Here is a 23307-nt window from a genome sequence, read left to right on the forward strand (position 1 = left end):
CAAATCAACCGGTAACTAGCCTTCAAAACCCGTCGCGCTGCTAATTTCATTACCATGTTCGGACGCGTTTTTATCTTTGATAGTTCTCATATCATACGATCATCAGTGGTTTTTTAAAACATATTTATGCCTTAAAACATATTTATGCCTTAATTGAACATTTCAGAACTAATGCATGCAACGTATGGTTTCACATGAAACATCATGCCTAATAAACGAAATTCCGGGTGTACTCGGTAATGAACGAATTGATTGTTATTTATTGAATTCATTCTTTTTGAATTTGTCATACCAACCCTTTTGGGACACGCTCACGAGACAATACCGAAATGTTGCAGACACTAAAAAGAAGCCGGGGCAATGCTTCCCCAGCTTCTCAGTTCATATGCAATAAAATGTGTTAATTCAGCCATTTCACAATGAAATGAAGCTACTTCATGATAACAAAGGTCTTATTCCCGCTAATATAGCGGCCGTTGGTCAATTGGAAACGAGAAGCTAATTTGTACTTCACGACCTTCTTGACCTTCAGTACAGTCCCCTTCTTGTAATGCTTGAGCTTCTTACCAGATAAGTCGCTCTTCGCATAGCTATTGATTCCAGTACTAGTAATCACGCGAACTGCTTTGGACTTCGGAACACTGAAGTAGTAAGCCAATTTCGTGTAACCGCTCTTAGCAGTAATGTAGCCCTTGCGACTCTTGTGGTAGTAATCGTGGACCTTGTAACGCAAAGCACCGCTATTGGACTTCGTGTAGCCGTCAACGATGAAAATTGGCCGCTTTGTCCGAATTTGCTTGGCATAGTGGTACGTGCGGGCTAATTTTTTAAACGTCGCCTTGTTGTACATGTACAACCCTTTAAGTCCATAAATGGCCCGGCCCTTCTTTGCGACCGTCTGACCATCAATTACCGTATCAGGAGATGTTGACGTATCAATGTCTGATGAGGAGTTGTTGTTTGAACTGCTGTTGTTATTGGTTGTGCCGCCATTGTTTGAAGACGACCCGCCGTTATTGCTTGGCTTCGGATTAACGACCAGTGTCACCGTTTTTGAGGTGTACCCTGGGCGGGTCAACTCAACCGTGTACGTCCCAGCTTTAGCAGTTGGGTCCGTCACTGTCTGCCCGTTCGCATCCGTCACCGTCCCGATGGTGGCATCGGTAGGATCAGCACCAAAGGTCGCCGCATTAACGGTGTCGCCAACTTGGACGGTGGCACTGTCCTTGGTTGTGGTAATGCCCGTTATTTCGTAAGCAGCTAAAAATTGATTATGGTTAAAGGACCCTGAGTCCGGAATACTTGTTGTCGTGCCCAGATAGTAACTGTACATGACGCCAAAGATAATCGTAAAGTCTGTCAGGTCCGCATCCACTATTTTGTTTGCTTGAATAAGGTTACCAGCCTTTGACGCGATAACAGGTAGTTTGAAGGTAACGGTCTTGCCTGCTTTTAGATCGAAGTTGATTCTCACCCGCACGATTTGTGATTTTTGTGTGTCACTCAAAGAATCCCATTCGTTCCAATAACTGTATGCCGCTTCTGTCGTTAACCCATACGTTGCGGAAACGTTGGAAACATCATCCGAAGGTGTGTAGTCGTGGTCAATCGTCCGAACACCATTGGTCGTTGACCCATAGCAAAGACCGGCACCTGAATAACCCGCCGTATCCTGATCATAAAAATCGACAAAGTATCGGCCTGTCAAATCCTGGTCAGTGATGTTCTTGACTGTAACGACGTAAAATAAGTTCGTCGCATTGCCCTTGACGTTAACCGCTGATGTATTCACGTTTGTATTACCAGGTTTACTATCCAAACTAATATCGTCTGGATTTGTAGCATCCGCAAAATGTCCGCTCCAACTCAACCCGCTCTTAATCGGATCTGCCACATTTATCCCACTGTTAACAAAATTAGCCTGCGTTGATGTATCTGTCGCAGCCGAGGCTGGCTTCGCGGATCCCCCGAACCCGCCAACAACAAACCCAAAGGTAACGGCTGTCAGACCGATCACAAGTCTTATAAACCACTTGGAACGGTCACGAGTCATACTTTTTATCCCCATGATAAAAACCTCCAAAATTTAATTGTACAATAAGATTGCCTATCCTCTTATTACCGTTATTGTATCATTTTTCGACAAGTGTTCATAACAATGTGCGGTTGTTAATCAATAAGGGCCTTAATCGTTTAAAAGGTAGCTAATAAAGACAATCCACGCTTATCGCTAAACTTACTGGAAATAATGCAATCGGTTGAAATCTTTTTTGGGAGGAGATTGTTTCATGTGACACGAAAAAGAGTGGTTAAAATCTTACTGACCTCAACCACTCTTTTATTGTTTAGAAACTTATTCTTTTTAAAAGAAATCCGGTTACTTCATGATCACAAACCGCTTGTTACCACTGATGTAGCGACCGTTTGTCAATTCGAAGCGTGACGCTAACTTGTACTTCACGACCTTCTTGACCTTCAAAACGGTCCCCTTCTTGTAATGCTTGAGCTTCTTACCTGATAAGTCGCTCTTCGCATAACTGTTGACCCCAGTGCTGGTGATCACGCGAACTGCTTTGGACTTCGGAACACTGAAGTAGTAAGCCAGTTTCGTGTAACCGCTCTTGGCGGTAATGTAACCCTTGCGGCTCTTGTGATAGTAATCGTGGACCTTGTACCGCAGTGCACCGTTTTTAGACTTCGTGTACCCGTCAACGATGAAGATTGGCCGGTTCGTTCGTGCCTGTTTAGTGTAGTGGTACTTCCGAGCTGATTTGGTAAAGGTGCTCTTGTTGTACATGTAGAGCCCCTTCACAGCATAAATCGCACGGCCCTTGTTAGCCACCGTTTGACCAGAAACGACTGTATCAGGAGATGTCGTGGTGGTCACATCAGTCGAGCTAGATGAACTAGAACTTGTTGTGGTGCTTGACGAACTAGACGACCCGCTATTATTGGACGCTGGTGCTGTAACCGTTAACGTCACGGTCTTTGGTGAGTACCCATCGCGCGTCAGCTCAATCGTGTATGTCCCAGCCGCTGTCGGTGTGAACACCCCATCGTTAAGCGTAGAAGCCGCAACCGAATTGCCGCTAGCGTCCGTTACTTTGGTAATCTTCGCATCACTTGGGTCGGCACCATAAGTGGCAGCGTCGACTGAATCACCAACCTGAGCTGTTGCGCTATCTTCCTTGGTTGTAATAGCGGTCATGTTGTAATAGGCCACTAATAAGTTATGGTTTTTGTTACCAGTAACTGTGTATGGTGCACCATCAGTCGTATAGTTGTACATCGCACCGAACACAATCGTGAAATCAGAGACTGGTGCCGTTGCGACTTTATCAGCATCGATTTCATTATCAGCAGAACCGGCTGAAGCTGTCACTGGGATCTTAAATGTGACTGACTTACCAGCTTTAAGCGTGAAGAAAAGCCCCAATCGAACGATGTTGTCGATGTTGTCACTGCTTGTGACAGTGTCATATGGAACCCAGTAGTCTAGGCCATCACTTGTAGTCAAGCCATATGAAGCCGAGACATCTGACACATTATCACTGGCAGTATAGTAATTATCGATAGTCTTCAGTGTTCGCGTGCCATCAGAGGCCGTTGACCCAAAGCGCAGTTTAGCGCCTGAATATTTATCTGCACTATCTTGATCATAAACGGATGTAAACAATTTACCCTCTAAATCAACGCCAGTCGGATTGTTAACCGTTATGACGTAGTTTAAGTTAGTTGAACCACTCTTAACATTAACTGCGGAACGCTCATTATAATAGCCCGAATCGATGTTTTGAGCAGTCAAACTCACATCGTTTGAATCCGTAGCATCCTCAAAATAGCCTGCCCACGTCAGTCCGCTCGAGGGATCCGCCGTATTCGTACCATAGTTAACAAAATTTGCCTGCGACGAAGTTTCCGTCGAGGTCGAGTCTGCTTTAGCGGATCCCCCGATACCGCCGACAGCAAACCCTAAAGTAATGGCCGCTATACCGATGACCAGTCGCGTGCGCAACTTGGCACCAGTACGAGTCATAGTGTTTGTCCCCATAATAATTACCTCCAAAATAGTTTTTTATTGATAAGACTGCCTAGTATCTTATCGTTTTTATTGTAGCATTTTGCAACAAATATTTATCAATATGTAGCAAAATTAGCCATATGGGTAGTGAATTGTCTACTACACAACTGGTAATGGGCGGATAAACTTATCAAAAACACTACCGAAAGTAATACTAGGTACGTATCGCAAAAATTGCTTAAAAGCCCGGTACCACAGGATACCGGGCTTAGTTCAGATCATGTTTTCGATCAGGCTTAAATACCAAAATCAGTGCACAACTCACATATGCGCCAGCGACAAGCCACAGTATCCAAAGGCAAGCGAACATCAAAAAAGCGCTGCTGATCAGTAACAAAAATGTCAGCCCCTGACAAACCATGACCGCCATGTTATGTGAATGACTGAAATCCTTAATCGTCATTACCAGCGCTGTGATACCCAGCCCCCAGCTAATGATCAGCACGGCCACCACCGGAATAAACAAAATAATGCCGCCGAAAATCAAAAACCACGGGCCGCCCACCCCCTGCATATGTGGCGCAGCTGCCCTGACTGCCCAGGACACCGATAACCAGGATAATGCCAGCGCGCCCGCAGTGCTCAGATCAATCACAAGCAAGTCCGCCCTTTGCTGATCCATGCGTTTCATGAACGCGTTGAATCGTCGATATAACTTCCCCATGATTCTCCTCCCAAAACCCCTGTAACCCGTTTGCGTTTACAGCCGTTTATTGTTCACTGAAATGATGCGCCAAACTCGTATCAACTAACAGTTAAAATTAAGTAATCGGCGCTATGAACCGGCAATGAACGCAGCTAAATTTTGCGTGACGGCTGTTTCAAACGTCTTCTCTGGCATATGATGAACTGCTGCCAATTCAGCATACATCGCCTGTAACGTTATCGCGTAATCCGCCAAATTCACATGGTCTTTTTTCCGAGCCCAGGCGATGCTCCCAAGCCCGTCTGATTCCACTAAAACCCGGTCAAGCGGTACTGTTCGGGACAACCTAGCTACCGCCGCGTCTGAGTTCAGATCCGGTCCGATGGAAAAATAGACGTTGGGCAGCTTAAGGTAGTCTGCTTGAAAAGCCTCAGATGAGTACCAGTGAATTAAAATATGTAACTTCGGGTATTCTTGGATAATATTAAGAATTTCTGCTTCACAACCCTTGGTATGGATGATCACCGGCTTGTGTAACGTATTCGCCATGGCTAATTGGGTCAAAAATACTGGGCGTTGAACCGCTAGTGGCAGTTTGGTCCAAACGCTATCCAGTCCGATTTCACCAATCACTGGTGCTGCAGTCAAAAACTGGTTCAGTGCCGCATCAGCCAACTCCTGATCAGCATGCCAAGGATGGATACCGCAGCTCAACACCTGACCAGGTCCGGCGTGCTGCCGATTAAACGCCAATTCCTCAGGGCTGTCGCAGTTGAGAATCGACTGAATGTGATGCAGTTGCTGAAACTGAATAAAAGTTGCTTGGTGCTCGGCGTGACAATGTGCATCGATCATAGTTACCACCCGACTTTCGTACCTGCTATACCACGCGGTTGATTGGCTCGCCATCAAAGTACGCCGTCATGTTATCCTTGATGATTTTCAGCAGCCGTTGCCGCGTTTCCAATCCCCGCCAGCCAATATGCGGTGTCACGATCACGTTCGGCAGGCCAAACAATGGACTGTCATCCGGCAGCGGTTCAACTTCCTGCACGTCCAAACCGGCGCCGGCAATCACGTGTGTTCGCAGTGCTTCGATCAGTGCGTCTTGGTCGATCAAGCCGCCCCGTGCCGTGTTGATTAAGAATGCCGAGGGCTTCATCGTCTTAAGTAACTGATTGTTCACCATATGATGGGTCGCGTCATTCAGCGGCAAATTTAGGGAAACGACATCACTGGTTGCAAACAGATTTGCTTGCGAGGTGAAATGGATGCCGCCGAAGTCCTTGCGTGGCGTCCGAGTCGCCACCAGAATGTTCATCTGCATGGCCTGGGCCACTTTGATGATGGCCTGACCAATATGGCCGAAGCCAACCACGCCCAGCGTTTTCCCGTTGAGTTCCACATGATTGACCATTAAATGTTTATCAAAATTATCATGGTTGCCCGCAGCCAGCATGCGAATCTGTTCCTGCATCGTGCTGGCCAGATTCAGCATCAGCATAATGGCGGTTTGAGCGACACGCTGCGTGCTGTAGGCTGGAATATTAGTCAGTATGATGCCCTTCTCCCTGAGCGCATCGGCATCGTAGTTGTTGTAGCCGGTCCCAGCCTCGCACACCATCTTCACGCTGGCTGGCAATTGGCGGATAATGTCGCCCGGCATCGGCATTTCCTTGGTCACAACCACTGTCGCATCCGCCACCCGGTCAATGATTTGATCCTGCGGCGTTTCATCATATACAAAAACGTCGCCAGGCAGGGTCGTCCAGTCGATCTGATTGTCGTAATTCACCACGGAACCGTTTAATATCACTATTTTTGGCATGCTCGCCCACTCCTAGCTGTTTGATTTATCATATTTAACATCATTTTCACGACACCAACAGATCGCCGAATTCACCAATATCGTACGCATCCGGATCCACTGGTGAAAAACACGCCTTCAGTTCATTCATCTTTGTATTATAGAAATAAGTGTTTTCATCATCTATCGAATCCAAGGCATTACCAGCATCATCCAGTTTTAGCGTCATGATAAAAATCTCTTGTTACCAGCAATTATAAGTCAGCAAAAGCGGAAAGGCGAAACAAGACTATTCTTCATATTCAATACGGTGATGACGGCATCAGTCGATGGTCAGCCGCCAGTTGTCGTCAGCTCAAAACAGGTACCGCCTATCCGTTATTTCAAAACGGTTCAAGGTGTTACAAAACCTGTGAAAAGCCCCGCGTCCGCGCATACTACGGTCAAAAACGTTTGGCAGTTGTCCTGTTGCGAGTCTGTTGGTGAAGTCTGCCATGATCTGCTGGTCGTCAATTTCAAAAATAATTGAAAAATCAATGGATTCATCAGGATACGCATCAAGTTGATTGCACTCAAGGTCGCCATCAAGTGCTGAACTGGCTAACACGATCTCACCAGTTTTTTAAAGTAGTAACTGCCATCTTCATCAGCAAATGTGATTGCTTCTAAAGCTGCTTCAAGTTTAACGTGCATAGCGGCCCGTTCATTTTCATTCAGTACACCCCAGTTAAGCAATCTTGAAAGCAATCACAAAATGGGGATATTCTTTCGGTTCGAATAGCAGTATAATCGAATCATGCAATAACCTTTTACTTTACGACGAATTTAGGGGGACGTTTTTATGCAAGTTAAACATCATTGGTATCTTATGGCCGCAACGGTGGTGCTGGCGTTTACCGGCGTGTTTAGTATTGCGACCACGACGCAGGCAGCCACTTGGCATGCGGGGACACCGACCGCGTTAAGGGGCGTTTGGCGGACCAAAACGGCGCATTCAATGCGATATTACATCCACGTTGGCAAGAGCACATATAACGATGAACAGGTTTATGATACTAAAACCCACAGTTATATCACCGATCCTTTCCGACTGACGCAAGTTGTCTACCACCATAAATCAGGCAGTCATTACTACTACATCAAAGGTGCCCATAACACTGAGCCAGGCACCAAAAAAGTGTACTATGTCGTTCATAAAGTGGGCAACAAATTGAAGGAACGCGAGTATGGTCAGTCCGTAAAAGGACACTATACAAAAATCAGTGTTAAATATGGTCCATGGCATTACAAAGCATAACGAGTGATCAAATAAGAAATATTGAACGCAGCCGGCAAGCAATAAATTTCCGGCTGCTTTTTTAGATAGTGGGGAGACGCCGTTAGAGACCAGAACGTAAAAGTGCCATGGGCTTTTAAACGGGTCTCGTGAACACTCAGGTACAAACTATCATTTTTGTTCAGCGCTTACTGCACGCAATTATGTGAATCACGCGTTATCCTCTTTTTCGATGTCATGTAAAAAATCTGAATGTCATGTAAAAATGCCTCACATCGAAATAATTAGTCAACACTTGTCAACGAACAACCCCAACACTGTCCCCTATACAACAACGTTCTTGGGCACTTGTTCGACACTTACTAAAATCAAGTGTCCAATCCAGACTTTTCCGGTCGACCCTGCTACACTGTGCGTAATTAAAGGAGTAGGAGGCACCATCATGACTGAAAAATCTTTGTATCATACGTTTGTTCAGAACCATAACGGTTTAACTGGAACGAGTTTTGTTGAGGGTGACGAGGGACTAGCACTGGGTGTATCAAGTTCGTTGATCGACGCGCCGGGCACCAACCCGGAACAATTCATTGCTTTTGCGTTATCTACCTGTTTTAACGCCACGATTCGTATCGTTGAAAATCGTGGACACACCGCAGCTGATTCACAGTTACGAACACGGGTAGACATTGAAAAAGACACCCCTGGATATCGGTTCATCGTGGAGGCCCAGATCCGCATGCCGGAACACACCGATACCGAAGCACAGGCAATCATCAATGAAGCATTGAATGAATGCCCGGTGGCAAAATTATTGAAGGAGAACGAAAATGTCACCTTCAAACTCGTCGATGAGTTTACCGACGAACCAACATTGGGCGAATAAGCACCCGTTTGACCATTCATCTTAAGACAATCGACAACTCAAAAAAAGGATCCATGCGCGAACTGCTGTGCAACACAGTGTTTGGCGCATGGATCCTTTTGACGTTGTTATCCTTGATATAATTCTCCCGCTTTCGGACCTGGATCCAGCGTCCAAATGGTATCGATATCGATAACACCCGCTGCTTTCGGTGCTGGGTGGTGTCCCGCTTCCGCCCATTTCTGCGCGTTTTCGAAATATTCACCCTCACGATAGAGAATGGCTTTACCGCCGAAACGATAGCCGCGCATTTCTTTCAAATTGGCGAACGCAACCAGCACTTTGCCGTTGGCGTCAAGATCCTTCATGATTGTTTTACCCGTCATCTCGTTATAAATTAAACGATGGTCGTCTAAAACCCGCAAACTCATTTTCGGTCCTAAATCCGGTTCGCCATTTTCATCGACCGTTGCGAGATAGCCCAAATTATGAGCAATATATGCCTTCATATCATCTGTTAATGTTGCCATTATATCGTCTCCTCCAAAGATAAGATTGTGATTCTGACCGTTATTATAAGGCTGTTTTCCCCGTTAGTGTTCAATGACGCCCGCGATTCGCACATCTCAAACACACGTCGCCAAAACTGCAGTCTTTCATGATGAAACCAAAAGAAGTTTCAGCGCCATTGCGTTTACCTGCTATAATGAAAAAGGCTTTTTTTAAGATAGAAGAGAACACTTAACGATTAGGAGTACATCATGACCAAACCAATGAATAAAGTATTAAAGGCGCAATTCTTCGTCGACGACCTGTCAGACGATCAAAAGGCCGTTATCACAGACATCAACAGTTACATTAAGCAGGGGCTGAGCGAGAAGGCCCATTCAATCGCCGTTATCGAAGGTGCTGCCGGTACAGGGAAATCCGTTGTTTTGATGGAGCTTGTCCGCCAGTATATGACCGATAAACGCTACAAGACGGCGTTGGTCGTTAACCACCCGGAATTATACAAAGCCTATCGTGAAATGGGCACAGCCATCCCTAATATGGACGTCAGCACCATCCGCCGGCCAACATCGCTGATCAACGATGCGGAAAAGAACCACAAAAAGTACGACATCGTCTTCGTTGACGAAGCACACTTGCTGTATTCTAAATCCGAACCTTACGCACACTACCGCGGCCAGAACCAGCTGACCGACCTGTTGAACTTGGCTCACGTGGTCATCGCCGTGTACGACTTTGAACAGGTATTCCAATCTAAGATGTACTGGGATAAGGATCTCTTGTACAAAACGATTGGCAACCACCCGCACAAGCAGTTTGACATGAATTTCCAGTACCGGATGGTCGCCAGCAACGAACAAGTTGCCTGGATGGATGATCTGACAGCTGAAAAGCCCATGAAACCTTTCCCAAACAACAGTAAATTCGAATACAAGGTCTTCGACACAGCTGGTGAGTTGTTTGAAACCATTAAAACCCGCAACAAGGAAGTCGGCATGAGTCGGGTCGTTGCCACGTCCGGTTTCCCGCGTATCGACGGCCGCCACAACGTTGAAATGGATACCTTCAGCCTGCCATGGGATGAATGGGATCCGCAACGGACACCTTGGGCTAAGCGAGAAGGCTCAATCACCCAAGTGGGCACCATCTACACACTGCAAGGCTTTGACCTAAATTACGTCGGCATGATCATCGGCCCATCGTTTGGCTACGATGCCAAAACGGACACCATGACGGTGATTCCCGAAAAGTATTCACATAAGGAAGTCTTCAAGAAACGCAAGGATATTCAGTTTTCCCGTGATGAGTACAAGGCGTTTATTGCAAACGTCCTGAACGTACTGATCAAGCGCGGGAAGTATGGGCTTTACCTGACCGCCTATGATGAAGCCTTACGAGCACGGTTGATTGAACTCTACAATACCGAAAAGTAACTTATCGGACTGCACCCGATCTAAAATGTCGCCATGCAATAAAATGTGCGCAATAGTACATCTAGTTACCTAGCCTAAACATGCGATAAACGGCTGTGTTTCAGTCACATAAGCGCCCCTAGTTAAAATCCAAGTTGGATTTTTAGCTAGGGGCGCTTCTGTTTTGCGGCAAAGCCGCCTTTTAGCCACTCTTTTTGCTACGATTAGTCAACCATTTGCGTATCGCGAAGCTTTCTGGACAACTACTCTGCTGTCCCCTTCGCCGCAATTCCGGCAAAGATCAAATCCAAGCCAAACTCGAAGGAGTGGTCCGGTTCGGCCATGTCAATCGGACTTTGAAACGGTGTTGCTTCAAACGATGACTGATCGACCCGCGCGAAATACTGTTCATCAGCCACGAATGACAGCACATAGTTGTTCACTAAATTCCCCACTGCGGTTGCGTGCGCGGGCGCGATGCCTAACCGCGTAATATGGGTCAGCGAGATCTCAATGAGTTTTGTCCGATACGGCGTGAATGGTGCCGTATTCGAAAAAATCTGCGGGGAATCCTGAATGTTTTTGAGTTCGTCACGAAAAACAGTCATTAGTTGCCGCAAATCTGGGTCTTTCATGGACTCAAGGTGCGTGTACACCCGCTCGGAAATCCCTTCGGAAATTTGTTCCAGTAACTCGTCCTTATTTTTAATATGAAAGTACAGCGAGGCGGCCTTGACGTTTAACTGATCAGCCAGTGCCCGCATCGACAGCGCTGATAAGCCTTTTGTATTGAGGATATTGATAGCTGCCTGTAGGATCGCGGTGTTATCTATTTTCATATCGCATCCCCTTTTCTAAATCTGATAGGTTCATTTTACCAAAGAATCAAAAACCAAACTGAGAAATATCGAGTAAATCACTTGACATCTTAGACTAACGCTGTTAGATTTAACTATATTCTAACACCGTTAGATTGATTTGTAAATTCATCACTATCCAATGATTGCCTACAGCAAAGGAGCTGAAAGATTATGAAAAACACGATTGAAACCCTCGTAGAGACGCAACTCACTGATTATTTTGGAAACGGTCCAAGTTCACCGGCACGTGTATCGCTTTACGACACCGTGCGTCAAACGCTGATCAACGCTGCGCAAACTAAAGCGGCGGAAGGCTTATCTCCCGCAGAGGCAGTCGAAGCAGCCTTTGACGAAATGCCAATGCTGTCGTCATTGATTGCCAATACAGATGCTGATCAGTCAAAGACGGCTTCCCAAACAACAGATGAAGGCAAGACCGCACATCACGCCCACCACATCGACATTGATGAAGATGGTATTCGCGTGGACGACGGCAAAACCATGCGGGTCGACAATAAGGGGATCACGTTGAACGAAGGGCGAACCCTGCGTGCTGACGCAAACGGTTTAAAAATCGGCGACCACGTTTTCGGCGTTGATCCGACTGATCCGCTAAGTGAGGCTTCGTGGCGCGATGGTGACGATTTCGAGATGCTGCCGCCAAATCAAGACACGCACTTTGACAGCACGTCATTGAAAACAATTGATATCATGGCGACCCACACAACCCTGAGTGTGTTTCCCACGGATGGTGATGAAGTGCTGATTCGTGAGCGCATCACTGGTTCCAATGACGATTATCGGGCACGCACACGAGTCGCTGGTGACACGTTGCAGATCATGCAGGGGACAATTCCCCACTTCTTCCGCCTCCGCGTCTACCTGGACATCTTAATTCCATCAAACTTCAAGGGCCAAATAAAGATCCGCGCCCACCGCAGCAAACTTGATTTAAAGTCACTGACCGACTTAGAAAACTTGTCGCTCACGGTTGATAGCGGGACGGTCCGCCTTAATGAGATCACTGCAGCCACACTTGCCGTTCAACTGACTAGTGGTACGATCAGCCTCGCCAAAACCGACGTTCAAACCACATTAACGCTTGCAGAAAAAAGCGGCATCGTTAATATGATCGATGTGACCAGTCCCGTTCTGAACATTGTGAACGATAACGGAACTTTCTCCGGCATGGGTCTTCACGGTGCAGGCAGTATCACCGGACACGCTGGCACCATTAACGCCCAGTTTGACCAGATCACTGGTGACTGGCAAGTGGAAAATGGCAGCGGCACGATTGCGTTAACCATGCCAAACACCGATTATTTCTTTGACCTTGAGGCCGCTAACGGCACCGTTAAGGGTCCAAAGGCAACCCAGTATGAACACAACGTTTTAAGTCTAAAAGAAGGCACTGTTGGCGACCATCCCGAATACCGGCTGACGGTGCGCGCAAAATCCGGAACCATTAACGTTCGCTAGACACTTATCGACCGCAGTGACGGTCGATCATTTTTGACCAAAATCTAACAGTGTTAGTTTGAGGCGATTAATAATTAGTATCACATGAGGAGGAAACACTAATGTCGATGATTACATTGGATCACGTATCACGTTTTTACAAGGAAGTCCCCGCGGTGGAAGATCTCACATTCCGAGTTGAAAAAGGTGAGATCTTTAGCCTGCTTGGGCCGTCCGGGGCCGGGAAAACGACCACGATTCGCTTACTGACCACGCTGCTGCCGGTACAGTCCGGTTCCGCGCAGGTTGCCGGACACGATGTCACTAAGGCCGGCAAACAAGTCCGTGCCAACATTGGCTATATCAGCCAAACCGGCAGCAGTGACCGCACGCGAACAGGCCGGGCCAATCTTCGTCTGATCGGTCGACTATACGGTCTTTCAGATGCCGCTATCAAAACCAGAACGGCATCCCTCGCGACAATCTTGCAGATCACAGACATTTTAGACCGGCGCGTGAGCACCTACTCAGGCGGTCAGAAACGGCGCCTCGACATTGCGCTAGGTCTCCTGCATCAGCCGACCGTTTTATTCATGGACGAACCCACCACTGGGCTTGATCCGCAAAATCGAAAGGACCTGTTGCAATATTTAAAAAAGCTTGCCGGTAACGGTCTCACTATTTTGTTTACGACGCACCTGATGGACGAAGCCGATGTGTTGGCGGACCGTGTGTCAATCATTGACCAGGGAAAGATTGTCGCGCTAGACACGCCTGATCATCTTAAGCAGTCTCTGCAGGGTGATATTTTGACGCTGAGTATCGGTGCCCACGACCAAACCGTAGCGTCACCCTTAGATGACTTGCCTTATATCCGCAACGTACACCAACTATCAGCCGAAGATTTTCGCATGGAAATTGCCGATAGTGCGGCCAACGTACCCGAGGTTTTCCAACGGCTCACGATTGCTGGATTGACGATCCATTCGTTCAGTATCACCAAACCCACGTTAAATGATGTCTTTATCGCTCGTACCGGTCACGCACCGATCACCAGTGACACCCAAGAAACCAAATAAGGAGAATTCCCATGATTAAACAAACTTGGCTCTTTTTCACAAGGCGGCTCATCAAGTCGTTTCAACAACCCGCAATGCTGTTTATGACCCTGATGACACCGATTCTCTATCTTGTACTGTTTGCGCCGCTGCTGCAACGATTCTCCGGCAGTATGGCCGATGTCTTGAATCAGTTCGTTCCCGGCATTCTGATCCTCACCGCGTTTTCCGCAGGGATGGGCACTGGCTGGTACGTTGTTGACGATGACACACAGGACATTTTAGAGCTCTTTAAAGTGATGCCGATCAACAGCTTTGCGTACGTATTAGGCACCGTCATTTACGATATTATCGGCTTTTTAGTCCCCGCCGCCATTCTCATTATCGGGGCTGCCTGGCGCGGGTTTACGATCCACATTGAAGGGTTATCGGTCTTGTTACTGCTTGGCACCGTGTTCGCATTAGCCGTCTCATCGCTGACCGCTTGGGTCGGCCTGAAAATTCGAAATACGGGTGCTGTCGGCGGCATCGTCAGCGGTATCCAGCTGCCGCTCATGTTATTATCCGGCGTCATGCTGCCCATTTCCTACGGCCCGCATTGGTTGCGCACGATTGCCCAGTTTAACCCGATGTACTACGTCGTCAAAGGTGCCCAGGCCTTCAATCAAGGGACGTTCGATTCAAAATGGGGCGTGAGCGGTTTTGCCGTTTCACTGGTCCTGCTGCTGATTGGGCTGCTTATCAGTACACACAGTTACCGAAAACTGCGCATCTAACACAAAGCCTGATGATGACGTCCTGAAATCACTACCCAAATCAAAAGTCGCCACGATTTGCCCGATTTAGTTTCGAGGCAAACATGGCGACTTTTTGGTCTTTAGTTGCTATTTTCAAAGGCCAGACTATTTTTGTTGTTTTTGATACGTTTCCCAGTTGGGGGCACCCGCATTCAGGGCCGTAAGCATTTGCTCAAAATGGCTCGTTTGTGTTGCTTCGCGGACCGGCGCATAAATGTATCTCGCCCATTCCCGTTTGTATCCCGGCGTGAGTTGTTCAAAAAACGTTGCGGCGCGCTGTTGCCCGCTGGTGTGCTGCAATCGGCTCTGCAACTCAGGAATGCGCTCGACATAGTCCGCCACCCGTTGTGAAGGTGTCGTTCTTGGCCGTGGCGATGACGCCAGCCATTTGAGATCAACCATTGTAAAATCGGCGTTAAAACTGCGCATCCGTGAAAATTTGAGCCCAGTTGCGGCAACTTCCCCAGTATCTTCGTTAACTGACAATCCGTTAAATAACGCATCACGATTGACCCCTGGATACCGTTTGCTGGCCATCTTCGGATAGAGGAGATAAATCGTGCCGTTCTCAGTTAAACTGTGCGCATCCGCTATGCGCGCCAATGCGGTTTTGATTTGCGGAACGGAAAATCCAAACAGCACCAGCAGATCAGTCGCAGTGGTCGCCTCAGGTTGAATATGCAACTGACTAAACTGGGTCTCAAGTTCAGCTGGTAAATGTTCAACAGCAATGTTGTCGTGTTTAGTGAAGCCCAATCTTTCCAATTCATTCATGTGCGTTTCCCTCCGTCTATTAACTATGGCCAATGGGTCAAAATGACATCCGTGCGCTGATGGTCATCGATAGAAACTCGCTTTGCGGTATGATCAAACTTAGAATCAGCATCAACGTCGCACTCGACTCACAATATAACCATCTCAAAATGTTTCACATGAAACATTTTTCCCTTTCGAATCCAGTTCATCGCACGTTTAGTATACAGCTATAATGAACAATCGTGGTGTTCAAGACTCGATACCAAATTGGCAAGTCGTTGCGGTTAGTGGTTGTGTGATGGTTTGTTAGACGATCTGTTGTGCCACCACACTGGCTTCACTGAGGTAGGTTTCCGCGGTCGCTTTAACTTCCGCCTGAATGTGCGCAGCCGCATCGTTGTCCACATCGAACAGGTAAGCGATAATCGCAGCTCTGTGCGTCGTCTCATTAATCATCGCAGTCGTTGAATCTGACGTCGGACTGCCAAACGGACCCTGATTATCCGCTAACACTAATAGATTCTCAATGTTGATCATATCCTTGCCAATACCGGGATACTGCGCACCGGGCAGCCCCTTGGTCAACGTGATATCACCCTGAATTTTGTCTAAATCGTAACTGCCGAACGGCATTTTAAAGGTCAGCGAGAGCGCGTTATTAAGATCGACCAACGCGTTGACTTGATAGAGCCCCTTCCCCTTCGCAACGCGGCGCCACAAACTGTCCGACGAAGGGCGAAATCTTGACGGATCTTTACCAAGCGCCTTATAGGCCTGTTTGGTTGCTTGAATCTCAGGTGACTGCCGAATAGTTTCTAGGGTATCGTTAGCGTTGATTCGATCAATCAGCGGCGTGAGGAGGGTTGCCCACATCGCATCGTTTTTCGTCTCGTTTTTGAATTCTAGAATCGTGACGCCTAGTTTAATAGTCATTGGAATCTGTTTATTTCTCGTGAACATTTTAGGACGGCCTTTCTGGATGAAGTGATTTAAGTCTGGATTTAACTCAAAACTAGTTCCGTAGCACCTTCATATGGTTATTATGTTAGCATATTCTGATTTTTAATGATGCTGTCGCCAATGATTGTAAATCCACCCTTTGCAGTGAAATATACAAAACCGTCTGTGTGCAACTATACCAAAAGAATTCATCTGAAAGTTTCAAAAACAACTTCAGATGAATTCTTTATATTTTGAAACAAGTTATTTGATTCAGTTGTTTATTCTAACAAAGCCAATGATATTAGGCGTGATCTGTGTCTTGAGAACGCTGAATAATTCTGTTTTGAAATCTTGAAAAAATTACAATTAATCCAATAACCAGTGCAATAATACCGCTGACTGTAAACGTATTTAGGACAGCACTATTTTTAAACGGTACCATAATGGCATTAATAATAATCGGACTTAATGCACCACCGAAAGCTAAACATGCGTTATAAAAACCAAAAGCAGTCGGTGCTGTCGCAGAGTCTACAGAAATTGAAATTAAATATGGATATTGCGCCATACATAGACTTAACCCGGCACCTGACAAAAAACTACCAATCATAACAACAATCAAGGAAGTTGTAAATCCCACAATTAAAAACGAAAGGGCCATTGTAATAAAGGAAATGCCAATCGTGCTGGCCCCAAAAACTTTCGCAAGCTTTGCTACAAAAATTCCACAAACTAATCCACCAAATAAACCGATCATTGAAGCTGTCCCAGCCTGAGAACTACCTCCAATATGATGTTCAGTGATGTAGATAGAAATATTGTTTGCGTATACGTTATAAATTAACATTGAGAAAAAGGAACAAAAAGTAATTTGCCAAGTATATTTATTAAGTGAAACTGATTTTGACTCAGTAGTTGTCTCTTTTTGGTCATTTGTTTTAACTTGCTCATTATACCGATTTGGAAGGGCAAAAATAACAATGATCAGAATTAAAATTGGGAAGAAGAACACCATGTAATTATTAACCCAAGATTTTGCAGCTAAAATCCCGCCAAGGAAGATAACAACCATTGCTCCCAAATTAGAAAAAGCAGTGTTTTTCCCCATGGTTGATTGCCTTTGATCTTCTGGTAATTCACTAGTGATTAAAATCTGGACAAGATTAGAAATCATACCCTGGCCAAACCCCATAACAGCAGAACAGAGTAACAAGAAACCAATATTAGCGTGATAAATTAGCGGAGAAAGTCCCCCGAGCAATATTAATGCTAACGCAATAATTGATAAAGTCTTGTGCGATAACTTCGTACTTGCTATTTTCCCAATAACCAGTCCAGCTACTAAAGCTGCTAAGTTTGGCAATGATGTTAACATCTGAACCAATGTATTACTGGCCTGGAAGGCTTTACCAATGGCCGCGTAGGATGGTGAAATACACAAAGTTATCATTGATAAAGTACTTAGTGATAAAATTCCGACTTTTCGAGACATAACGCTTTTATGAGATACTTCCATAACTAATACGCTCCTTTTAATGACTTTGTTTTAGTGATTTTTGAAAGAAACCACTTTTGTCTTAAATGCATTAGACTTAACACTAATTTGAGCATCGCTGTGGCCATCTTCCATTTTTACAATTATCAAAGCGTGACCATCGAACAACGGGTGAGTCAAATCTGACATTTTTTCAAGTGGCTTAGGATTTCCCGTGCCAAAAGCTAAAATTGTGACACGTTCATCCCCAGTAACAGTCAATTCATCAATAGCATTCATATCAAGTGTGCCATTCGAATCCTCGGCATAAATATCAACGTATCGGAGACTTCCATATGAATGTGTCTCTGTAACCAAATCATATTGTCCTCGAACGGTACTCAATACACTAGAACCCACAGCACGACCATCACAATAAGAGATTGCTTTCAAAACACCCGGAACATAATTTGGATTCCAAACGAAATAATTTCTCCTAGTTGCTGACATGCTGTTGCGGCCAAGCGAGTGATTATTGAGAAATAGTTCTACTTCATCGGCATTCGAATAAACTTCAACCGAAGTTGCCTGATTTTCGCTACCCGGCCAGGTCCATGAATGCTTAGAATCAGTCCAAGACCAGTTACTAATAAACATTTTTTCCCCAAAATTCTTAGGATTTCGAACGGCTATATAAGGTTTATGATTCTCTTTGTCCCAAATTGTTTCCCGCCAATAGGATACGGGTTTTCGATAACCAGTAATATCGAAATCGCCACTGCAGGAGATTAACCATGGGTAACTTGCAAGAAATTGTTCGTGCCCGGTATCTGGAACCATGCGTCCTAGTCCCACTTCACCAAGATAATCCCAGGCCGTCCAAGAAAAATCACCTAAGACGTATGGTGTATCTACAACTTGCTTCCAATTATTATCTAAATCACGCGGATTCGTTTCTGTCCCAATGAATACCCTATTCGGATAGTCTTTATGATCCAATTCATATCGAGCAGCAGCATAATTGTATCCGACAACATCCACTAAATCAGCAGATTCAGAAATTGCTTCACTAGTGATAGGGTGAGTATTAATAACCGGCATTAATTTTTTAAAATCATGCATGATATCATTAATATTCTTTTCTGGAATTTCTGTCTTTAAAGATTCAGTAATTTGTGGCAATTTATCCATATTTGACAGCGTTGGATTAATTGCATTGGTTATATATCTGGTTTGATCTAAAGACCTGATTTTATCAATGAATTTTATGGCCCAAAACGCCGATTCATTTGTACCTGTTTCTGGAATTTCATTTCCGATTGAATAAAAAATAACTGACGGATGATTATAGTCTTTTAAAACCATGCTTTGTAAATCATCCGCCCACTGATTATCCATAAATACTGAATAATCAAAATAGGTCTTGGATTGCGTCCAGGTATCTGCAAACTCGTCAATAACGTACAACCCATATCGATCACAGGCCTCAAGTAATTCCGGACTCATTGAGTTATGAGCTGAACGTAGCGCATTGTATCCAGCGGATTTTAGCAACTGAACTTTTCTATTTAAATCATCGACAATATTCACAGCACCTAATAAACCATTATCCGGGTGGATACATCCTCCCTTTAATTTCACTGTTTTATTGTTAACTTGAAGACCGTTAACGGGATCTAATGAAAGTGTCCGAATACCAAAATTGCTTTGAGTCATCGTAATTTTTTCGTTTCCAACAAGCAAAGTCGTAACACAATGATATAAGTATGGTGAATCAGCACTCCAAAGATTTGGGTGGTTGAGATACAATCTCGTAGACGTGGATAAATTACTTTGTGATTTCAAATTAAGCTTTTGTTTTCTAGACGTAACCAAATGACCAGCCTCATCAAAAATTTCATGTTGAAGAAAAAGCGTTTTTCTTTCCATATAATGATTATGAATTGCGACTTTAACTGAAAGTGTGGCAACATCATTATTAACACCTACAGTACTAATTTGAAGTTTGTCTGGTAAAACATCTAACGGCTTTAGAGTAATGAGAAACACGTTGTCAAAAACACCACTTCCTGTATACCAACGACTTGCTGGTTGTACTCGATTTCTAACGATGATTTTTATCTCATTAAGCTTGCCAACCTTAACGTAATCTGTGATTTTAAATAAAAAACTGCCGTATCCATAATTATGATGGCCAACAACCTGGTTGTTAATTTGAACAGTCGTGATCCCAAAAACACCATCGAATTTGACAAAAAAATCGTTACCTTTCTGATCATCACCGATCATCAATTGTTTCGTATACACATAGTCTTCTGGCGTAAAGTAACCAAGGTCAGAACCTGTGGTATTTTGCTTGTCTCGCACAGTGTGAATCATGCCATCGTATGGAAGATCGACTTTTTTACTCACAATTTGTTTTTCACCCTGTACTTGATCACCCACAGTAGAAATTGAATTTCGAACGGTCCAACCCTTATTGATACATTCTTGTTCCATATATTCATTACCCTTTCCTGTAAACGCTTTCTACAACGGATATTACTTTAACCTGGTTATTATGCTCAAGGGGTATCAATTAATTACTTTTTGGAAGGTTTATGTACGATTAAGTACTTAATCGTCAACTAATTAATCATAATCGGTTATTATGAACATAGAAAAAATAGGAGAATAAGCATGGAAAATGAATATTGGATTCACAAAAATATACAGACAAACCAAGACGAACAAGTAAAAGTCGATAACAGTTTATCCATTAGAAGAAATATTCATATTATTTTGCAAAAATTTCTCAAGACAAATCACGCCACTTTTTTTATCAATATCTTTTTGATAAAACCAAAGCATTCTCAATGAATGAAGCCGAATTTCACTACTTTAACCATTTTAATTTAATGCATATGCATAATTTTTTTGAATTAATTTTTGTTGACAAAGGTCGCCTCACAGTCAAAGTGGATACTGAAAAAAAGCAATTATTTTCTGGAGATCTTTTACTAATAGATAGAAATACCTATCATCTAGAATTGCGAAGGGACTCCGAAGAACTGACTTATTTTTTAGGAATTCCCGAAGAAATAATCAATCAATGGGCAAAAGAAAAGTCTATCTATTTCAAAAAAAATGCAGTTATGTCTAATTTGTTATCCCATCAGGGCAACTCTAAAAATGATCAGCATACATCCTTTCTCCTTAGAACATTGGGTCATAATACAACGGCTGAAAGTTTTCAAAGATTGGAACAAGAATTCAAACAAAAAAAGCCCGGCTATTCTCTACTTATTGCCGGACTAACTATAAGATTATTAGATTCTTTGAGTAACTCATCACAATTTAAAATTGAGTCAATTAAAACCCAAAGCTCTAATTCGAATGAGCTGAGTGAATTAATAAAACAGTATATAGACAACAAAAAGCAAAAAATCTCATACGATGAACTCAGCCACACTTTTGGATATAACGGAAAGTATTTAAATCGTGTCTTTAAAAAAAGTTTTGGTGTTTCTATTCATGCTTATATAATTAAAATATGTATGGAACAGGCAGATGAATACCTAATGTACTCTAAATTATCAATTACAGAAATTGTCTCTCAATTAAATTTCTCAAATCGCACAAATTTTAATAACGTATTTATTAAAAAACATGGCATCACACCGTCAGAATTTCGAGGGAAATATAATTCAAAATAAACAATTTTGGTTAAAAAAATAATTAAAACCCCGTGGCTGTATTTTTGACTTCTTAGCATAAAAACTCCTCAGCAAAGAAAGCTGAGGAGTTTTTATGCTAAATAATGATACCTTAGCTACCAACGATTAGCCTTGTTGCGCTTCGTTGTGTGCCCGATACTTGGCCAGTTTTTCATCAGTCGTCAAAATATGGGCTTCAGGCGCATACGACAGCTTAATGTAGTTGCTAATGCTGGCCGCACCACTTTCAGTAACGGAAATTTGAATTTTATGGAGCAGTTTAATGAGGTCGTCCAAATCCCCTTCGACCGTAGTTTCAAAAGCACTAACTTCGTAAGAAAGCCCACTTGCATCGATTTCAGCAATTGCCACATCCACTAGTCTTAACATTTCTTTCGTTGAGTCCGCCTTTGGTAAAACTTGAATTGCCATTACTGCATTTGCCATATTCGTATCTCCTTTTGAATCGACTTTTAGTGAAAGAATCAGATTTATTGTACGTTGAATTTCTGCTTTGGGCAATGAGTGAATAGAAAGTTTCACGTGAAACTTTTGTAGCAATTATGTCAGTTTTATCGTCTAAAGCGGAATAGCTTAATTTAACTGAAATTGGTGGTAAATTAAGCAACATTCAAAGTCACTTAACGGTATATTTAACCGAACAAAGAGTATGGTCAAAACAAAAAATTTAATGTCTTAATCATTCGTTTTTCCAGTGAAACCAGCAGTGTCAGGGCAACATATTAGTCAACATTGTTGCTTGAGCAGGCATTACCAACGTCATAAGATAATAACCGTAAAAGGCAACACGTGTTGCCTATAATATTTAGGAGGTTGTTAAAAATGACAGCATTAAAAATGAAAGTTACCATTGATGAAAAGCCAGTTTCTTTTTCAGCAATCCATTCGGCAGAGTTAGAGCGTACAATTGCAGTTGCAAGTGATTTGCTTCAACTCATTGAATCTGATACAGAGTTGAGCCATAAAGTCGCACCTCAGTTGAAGTCTATGCATAAATTGCTCGAGGAAAAGGACGCTTCCCTAGAAGATTTAAAAAATGCACTTGTTTCCCTGAAATTAGACACTGGCACCGAAAATATGTTAGCCCTATTACTTCCCGAAACAAATTGGATGAGTCAAAAATATAATGCAAGTAATGAAAAAGAAATCCACTATAACCTTTCTCAGACGACTATCGAAATTGAGGGTTTATCAGCACAACAATTTGGACAATTTTTTGCCCACCAAAAAGCGTCAGAAGATGATAATGCCATTCGTGGTATCTTAATTGCAAATCCGGACCACTATGTTTCTACAAATACGAATCCTGACGGAAGTGGTGACCAAGAATTAATCGAAACAATGGGAATGTATGAAAAACCGATGCGCTATATCCTTCACACCACAACCGATAAAAAAGATTTTCCGGCACCACGTTTGGAAAATTATCCAATTGTCCTGTGTGTCATTGGAACTGACTCACAAACTGGCAACTATTCTGGTATTACTGCCTTCCATCAATTCAAACCAACTGAAAAAGGGTTTATCGCAAGTTTAAACCTTTATTTCTCAGATAAATTTCCAGCGCAACTTGTTGAACAGCATAAAATGCATCTGGCAATTGAGTTTAGTAACTGGATCAAGGCTGCTTATGACGAACAAAACAAGTAAAA

Annotated in this window: 22 protein-coding genes; 8 read left to right on the forward strand and 14 right to left on the reverse strand. The window is 43.8% G+C overall.

Annotated elements, in window-relative coordinates; genetic code table 11:
- Positions 1-430 precede the first annotated feature (430 nt).
- From FC82_RS17150 to FC82_RS16885, 7 genes are all read right to left on the reverse strand, one after another.
- On the reverse strand, positions 431-2068 hold the full coding sequence (locus FC82_RS17150; protein WP_056996640.1) for a DUF5776 domain-containing protein: 1638 nt from the start codon (positions 2066-2068) through the stop codon (positions 431-433).
- 309 nt (positions 2069-2377) lie between these two features.
- Positions 2378-4051, reverse strand: coding sequence for a DUF5776 domain-containing protein (locus tag FC82_RS07465; protein ID WP_054758935.1), 1674 nt, complete (start codon positions 4049-4051; stop codon positions 2378-2380).
- A gap of 238 nt (positions 4052-4289) precedes the next feature.
- Positions 4290-4745 carry a hypothetical protein gene (locus tag FC82_RS07470; protein WP_054758933.1) on the reverse strand — a complete coding sequence of 152 codons (456 nt, stop codon included), beginning with the start codon at positions 4743-4745 and terminating at the stop codon, positions 4290-4292.
- A gap of 111 nt (positions 4746-4856) precedes the next feature.
- The gene (locus FC82_RS07475; RefSeq protein WP_054758931.1) at positions 4857-5582 is read right to left on the reverse strand and encodes a TatD family hydrolase; all 726 of its coding nucleotides are present in this window, start codon (positions 5580-5582) and stop codon (positions 4857-4859) included.
- A gap of 25 nt (positions 5583-5607) precedes the next feature.
- Positions 5608-6555, reverse strand: coding sequence for an NAD(P)-dependent oxidoreductase (locus tag FC82_RS07480; RefSeq protein WP_054758929.1), 948 nt, complete (start codon positions 6553-6555; stop codon positions 5608-5610).
- A 46-nt stretch (positions 6556-6601) separates the two neighbouring features.
- Positions 6602-6763, reverse strand: a complete 162-nt coding sequence (locus tag FC82_RS16735; RefSeq protein ID WP_156405138.1) for a hypothetical protein — start codon at positions 6761-6763, stop codon at positions 6602-6604.
- A gap of 126 nt (positions 6764-6889) precedes the next feature.
- Positions 6890-7141 carry a hypothetical protein gene (locus tag FC82_RS16885; RefSeq protein ID WP_056996641.1) on the reverse strand — a complete coding sequence of 84 codons (252 nt, stop codon included), beginning with the start codon at positions 7139-7141 and terminating at the stop codon, positions 6890-6892.
- A gap of 234 nt (positions 7142-7375) precedes the next feature.
- On the opposite strand from FC82_RS16885, the gene FC82_RS07490 reads away from it, so the two are divergent.
- On the forward strand, positions 7376-7831 hold the full coding sequence (locus FC82_RS07490) for a hypothetical protein (protein ID WP_056996642.1): 456 nt from the start codon (positions 7376-7378) through the stop codon (positions 7829-7831).
- A 421-nt stretch (positions 7832-8252) separates the two neighbouring features.
- Positions 8253-8693 (forward strand): OsmC family protein, encoded by a 441-nt coding sequence (locus tag FC82_RS07495; protein ID WP_054758922.1) that lies wholly within the window; start codon positions 8253-8255, stop codon positions 8691-8693.
- Between the two features lie 107 nt (positions 8694-8800).
- On the opposite strand, the gene FC82_RS07500 is transcribed toward FC82_RS07495, so the two are convergent.
- Positions 8801-9202 carry a pyridoxamine 5'-phosphate oxidase family protein gene (locus tag FC82_RS07500; protein WP_054758920.1) on the reverse strand — a complete coding sequence of 134 codons (402 nt, stop codon included), beginning with the start codon at positions 9200-9202 and terminating at the stop codon, positions 8801-8803.
- A gap of 243 nt (positions 9203-9445) precedes the next feature.
- Between FC82_RS07500 and FC82_RS07505 the strand changes: the two genes are divergently transcribed.
- Entirely contained in the window at positions 9446-10615 is a 1170-nt protein-coding gene (locus tag FC82_RS07505) for a DUF2075 domain-containing protein (RefSeq protein WP_054758981.1), read from the forward strand.
- 242 nt (positions 10616-10857) lie between these two features.
- Here FC82_RS07505 and FC82_RS07510 read toward each other — a convergent pair whose 3' ends face one another.
- Positions 10858-11433, reverse strand: a complete 576-nt coding sequence (locus tag FC82_RS07510; RefSeq protein ID WP_056996643.1) for a TetR/AcrR family transcriptional regulator — start codon at positions 11431-11433, stop codon at positions 10858-10860.
- Positions 11434-11625: 192 nt separating this feature from the next.
- Between FC82_RS07510 and FC82_RS07515 the strand changes: the two genes are divergently transcribed.
- The 3 genes from FC82_RS07515 (at position 11626) to FC82_RS07525 (ending at position 14746) form a co-directional block, all read left to right on the forward strand.
- The gene (locus FC82_RS07515) at positions 11626-12933 is read left to right on the forward strand and encodes a DUF4097 family beta strand repeat-containing protein (RefSeq protein WP_056996644.1); all 1308 of its coding nucleotides are present in this window, start codon (positions 11626-11628) and stop codon (positions 12931-12933) included.
- Between the two features lie 101 nt (positions 12934-13034).
- Positions 13035-13991: an ATP-binding cassette domain-containing protein gene (locus FC82_RS07520; protein WP_056996645.1), complete on the forward strand. Its 957-nt coding sequence runs from the start codon at positions 13035-13037 to the stop codon at positions 13989-13991.
- Positions 13992-14002: 11 nt separating this feature from the next.
- Positions 14003-14746 carry an ABC transporter permease gene (locus tag FC82_RS07525; RefSeq protein WP_054758906.1) on the forward strand — a complete coding sequence of 248 codons (744 nt, stop codon included), beginning with the start codon at positions 14003-14005 and terminating at the stop codon, positions 14744-14746.
- A gap of 126 nt (positions 14747-14872) precedes the next feature.
- Here the strand turns inward: FC82_RS07525 and FC82_RS17155 are convergent, their stop codons facing one another.
- The 4 genes from FC82_RS17155 to FC82_RS07545 all read right to left on the reverse strand — a co-directional run bounded on the left by FC82_RS17155 (position 14873) and on the right by FC82_RS07545 (position 20384).
- On the reverse strand, positions 14873-15541 hold the full coding sequence (locus tag FC82_RS17155) for a YdeI/OmpD-associated family protein (RefSeq protein WP_056996646.1): 669 nt from the start codon (positions 15539-15541) through the stop codon (positions 14873-14875).
- Positions 15542-15829: 288 nt separating this feature from the next.
- A complete protein-coding gene (locus tag FC82_RS07535; RefSeq protein ID WP_235809194.1) occupies positions 15830-16456 on the reverse strand; it encodes a B3/B4 domain-containing protein in 627 nt (208 codons plus the stop codon).
- A gap of 310 nt (positions 16457-16766) precedes the next feature.
- Positions 16767-17981: an MFS transporter gene (locus FC82_RS07540; protein ID WP_054758901.1), complete on the reverse strand. Its 1215-nt coding sequence runs from the start codon at positions 17979-17981 to the stop codon at positions 16767-16769.
- Positions 17982-18011: 30 nt separating this feature from the next.
- Positions 18012-20384 carry a glycoside hydrolase family 2 TIM barrel-domain containing protein gene (locus FC82_RS07545; RefSeq protein ID WP_162260935.1) on the reverse strand — a complete coding sequence of 791 codons (2373 nt, stop codon included), beginning with the start codon at positions 20382-20384 and terminating at the stop codon, positions 18012-18014.
- A gap of 410 nt (positions 20385-20794) precedes the next feature.
- On the opposite strand from FC82_RS07545, the gene FC82_RS07555 reads away from it, so the two are divergent.
- Complete coding sequence (locus FC82_RS07555; RefSeq protein ID WP_056996649.1) at positions 20795-21634, forward strand: AraC family transcriptional regulator; 840 nt, start codon at positions 20795-20797, stop codon at positions 21632-21634.
- A 126-nt stretch (positions 21635-21760) separates the two neighbouring features.
- On the opposite strand, the gene FC82_RS07560 is transcribed toward FC82_RS07555, so the two are convergent.
- A complete protein-coding gene (locus FC82_RS07560; RefSeq protein ID WP_056996650.1) occupies positions 21761-22081 on the reverse strand; it encodes a thiamine-binding protein in 321 nt (106 codons plus the stop codon).
- 396 nt (positions 22082-22477) lie between these two features.
- On the opposite strand from FC82_RS07560, the gene FC82_RS07565 reads away from it, so the two are divergent.
- Positions 22478-23305 (forward strand): hypothetical protein, encoded by an 828-nt coding sequence (locus FC82_RS07565; RefSeq protein ID WP_056996651.1) that lies wholly within the window; start codon positions 22478-22480, stop codon positions 23303-23305.
- Positions 23306-23307: the final 2 nt, after the last annotated feature.

Origin of the sequence: Secundilactobacillus collinoides DSM 20515 = JCM 1123 (assembly GCF_001435975.1) — a bacterium.
Classification (GTDB): domain Bacteria; phylum Bacillota; class Bacilli; order Lactobacillales; family Lactobacillaceae; genus Secundilactobacillus; species Secundilactobacillus collinoides.

Excerpts from the sequence above, each read along its gene's own strand:
- FC82_RS17150 (WP_056996640.1), bottom strand. The coding sequence starts at position 2,068 with ATGGGGATAAAAAGTATGACTCGTGACCGTTCCAAGTGGTTTATAAGA.
- FC82_RS07465 (WP_054758935.1), bottom strand. The coding sequence starts at position 4,051 with ATGGGGACAAACACTATGACTCGTACTGGTGCCAAGTTGCGCACGCGA.
- FC82_RS07470 (WP_054758933.1), bottom strand. The coding sequence starts at position 4,745 with ATGGGGAAGTTATATCGACGATTCAACGCGTTCATGAAACGCATGGAT.
- FC82_RS07475 (WP_054758931.1), bottom strand. The coding sequence starts at position 5,582 with ATGATCGATGCACATTGTCACGCCGAGCACCAAGCAACTTTTATTCAG.
- FC82_RS07480 (WP_054758929.1), bottom strand. The coding sequence starts at position 6,555 with ATGCCAAAAATAGTGATATTAAACGGTTCCGTGGTGAATTACGACAAT.
- FC82_RS16735 (WP_156405138.1), bottom strand. The coding sequence starts at position 6,763 with ATGACGCTAAAACTGGATGATGCTGGTAATGCCTTGGATTCGATAGAT.
- FC82_RS07490 (WP_056996642.1), top strand. The coding sequence starts at position 7,376 with ATGCAAGTTAAACATCATTGGTATCTTATGGCCGCAACGGTGGTGCTG.
- FC82_RS07495 (WP_054758922.1), top strand. The coding sequence starts at position 8,253 with ATGACTGAAAAATCTTTGTATCATACGTTTGTTCAGAACCATAACGGT.
- FC82_RS07500 (WP_054758920.1), bottom strand. The coding sequence starts at position 9,202 with ATGGCAACATTAACAGATGATATGAAGGCATATATTGCTCATAATTTG.
- FC82_RS07505 (WP_054758981.1), top strand. The coding sequence starts at position 9,446 with ATGAATAAAGTATTAAAGGCGCAATTCTTCGTCGACGACCTGTCAGAC.
- FC82_RS07510 (WP_056996643.1), bottom strand. The coding sequence starts at position 11,433 with ATGAAAATAGATAACACCGCGATCCTACAGGCAGCTATCAATATCCTC.
- FC82_RS07515 (WP_056996644.1), top strand. The coding sequence starts at position 11,626 with ATGAAAAACACGATTGAAACCCTCGTAGAGACGCAACTCACTGATTAT.
- FC82_RS07520 (WP_056996645.1), top strand. The coding sequence starts at position 13,035 with ATGTCGATGATTACATTGGATCACGTATCACGTTTTTACAAGGAAGTC.
- FC82_RS07525 (WP_054758906.1), top strand. The coding sequence starts at position 14,003 with ATGATTAAACAAACTTGGCTCTTTTTCACAAGGCGGCTCATCAAGTCG.
- FC82_RS17155 (WP_056996646.1), bottom strand. The coding sequence starts at position 15,541 with ATGAATGAATTGGAAAGATTGGGCTTCACTAAACACGACAACATTGCT.
- FC82_RS07535 (WP_235809194.1), bottom strand. The coding sequence starts at position 16,456 with ATGACTATTAAACTAGGCGTCACGATTCTAGAATTCAAAAACGAGACG.
- FC82_RS07540 (WP_054758901.1), bottom strand. The coding sequence starts at position 17,981 with ATGGAAGTATCTCATAAAAGCGTTATGTCTCGAAAAGTCGGAATTTTA.
- FC82_RS07555 (WP_056996649.1), top strand. The coding sequence starts at position 20,795 with ATGAATGAAGCCGAATTTCACTACTTTAACCATTTTAATTTAATGCAT.
- FC82_RS07560 (WP_056996650.1), bottom strand. The coding sequence starts at position 22,081 with ATGGCAAATGCAGTAATGGCAATTCAAGTTTTACCAAAGGCGGACTCA.
- FC82_RS07565 (WP_056996651.1), top strand. The coding sequence starts at position 22,478 with ATGACAGCATTAAAAATGAAAGTTACCATTGATGAAAAGCCAGTTTCT.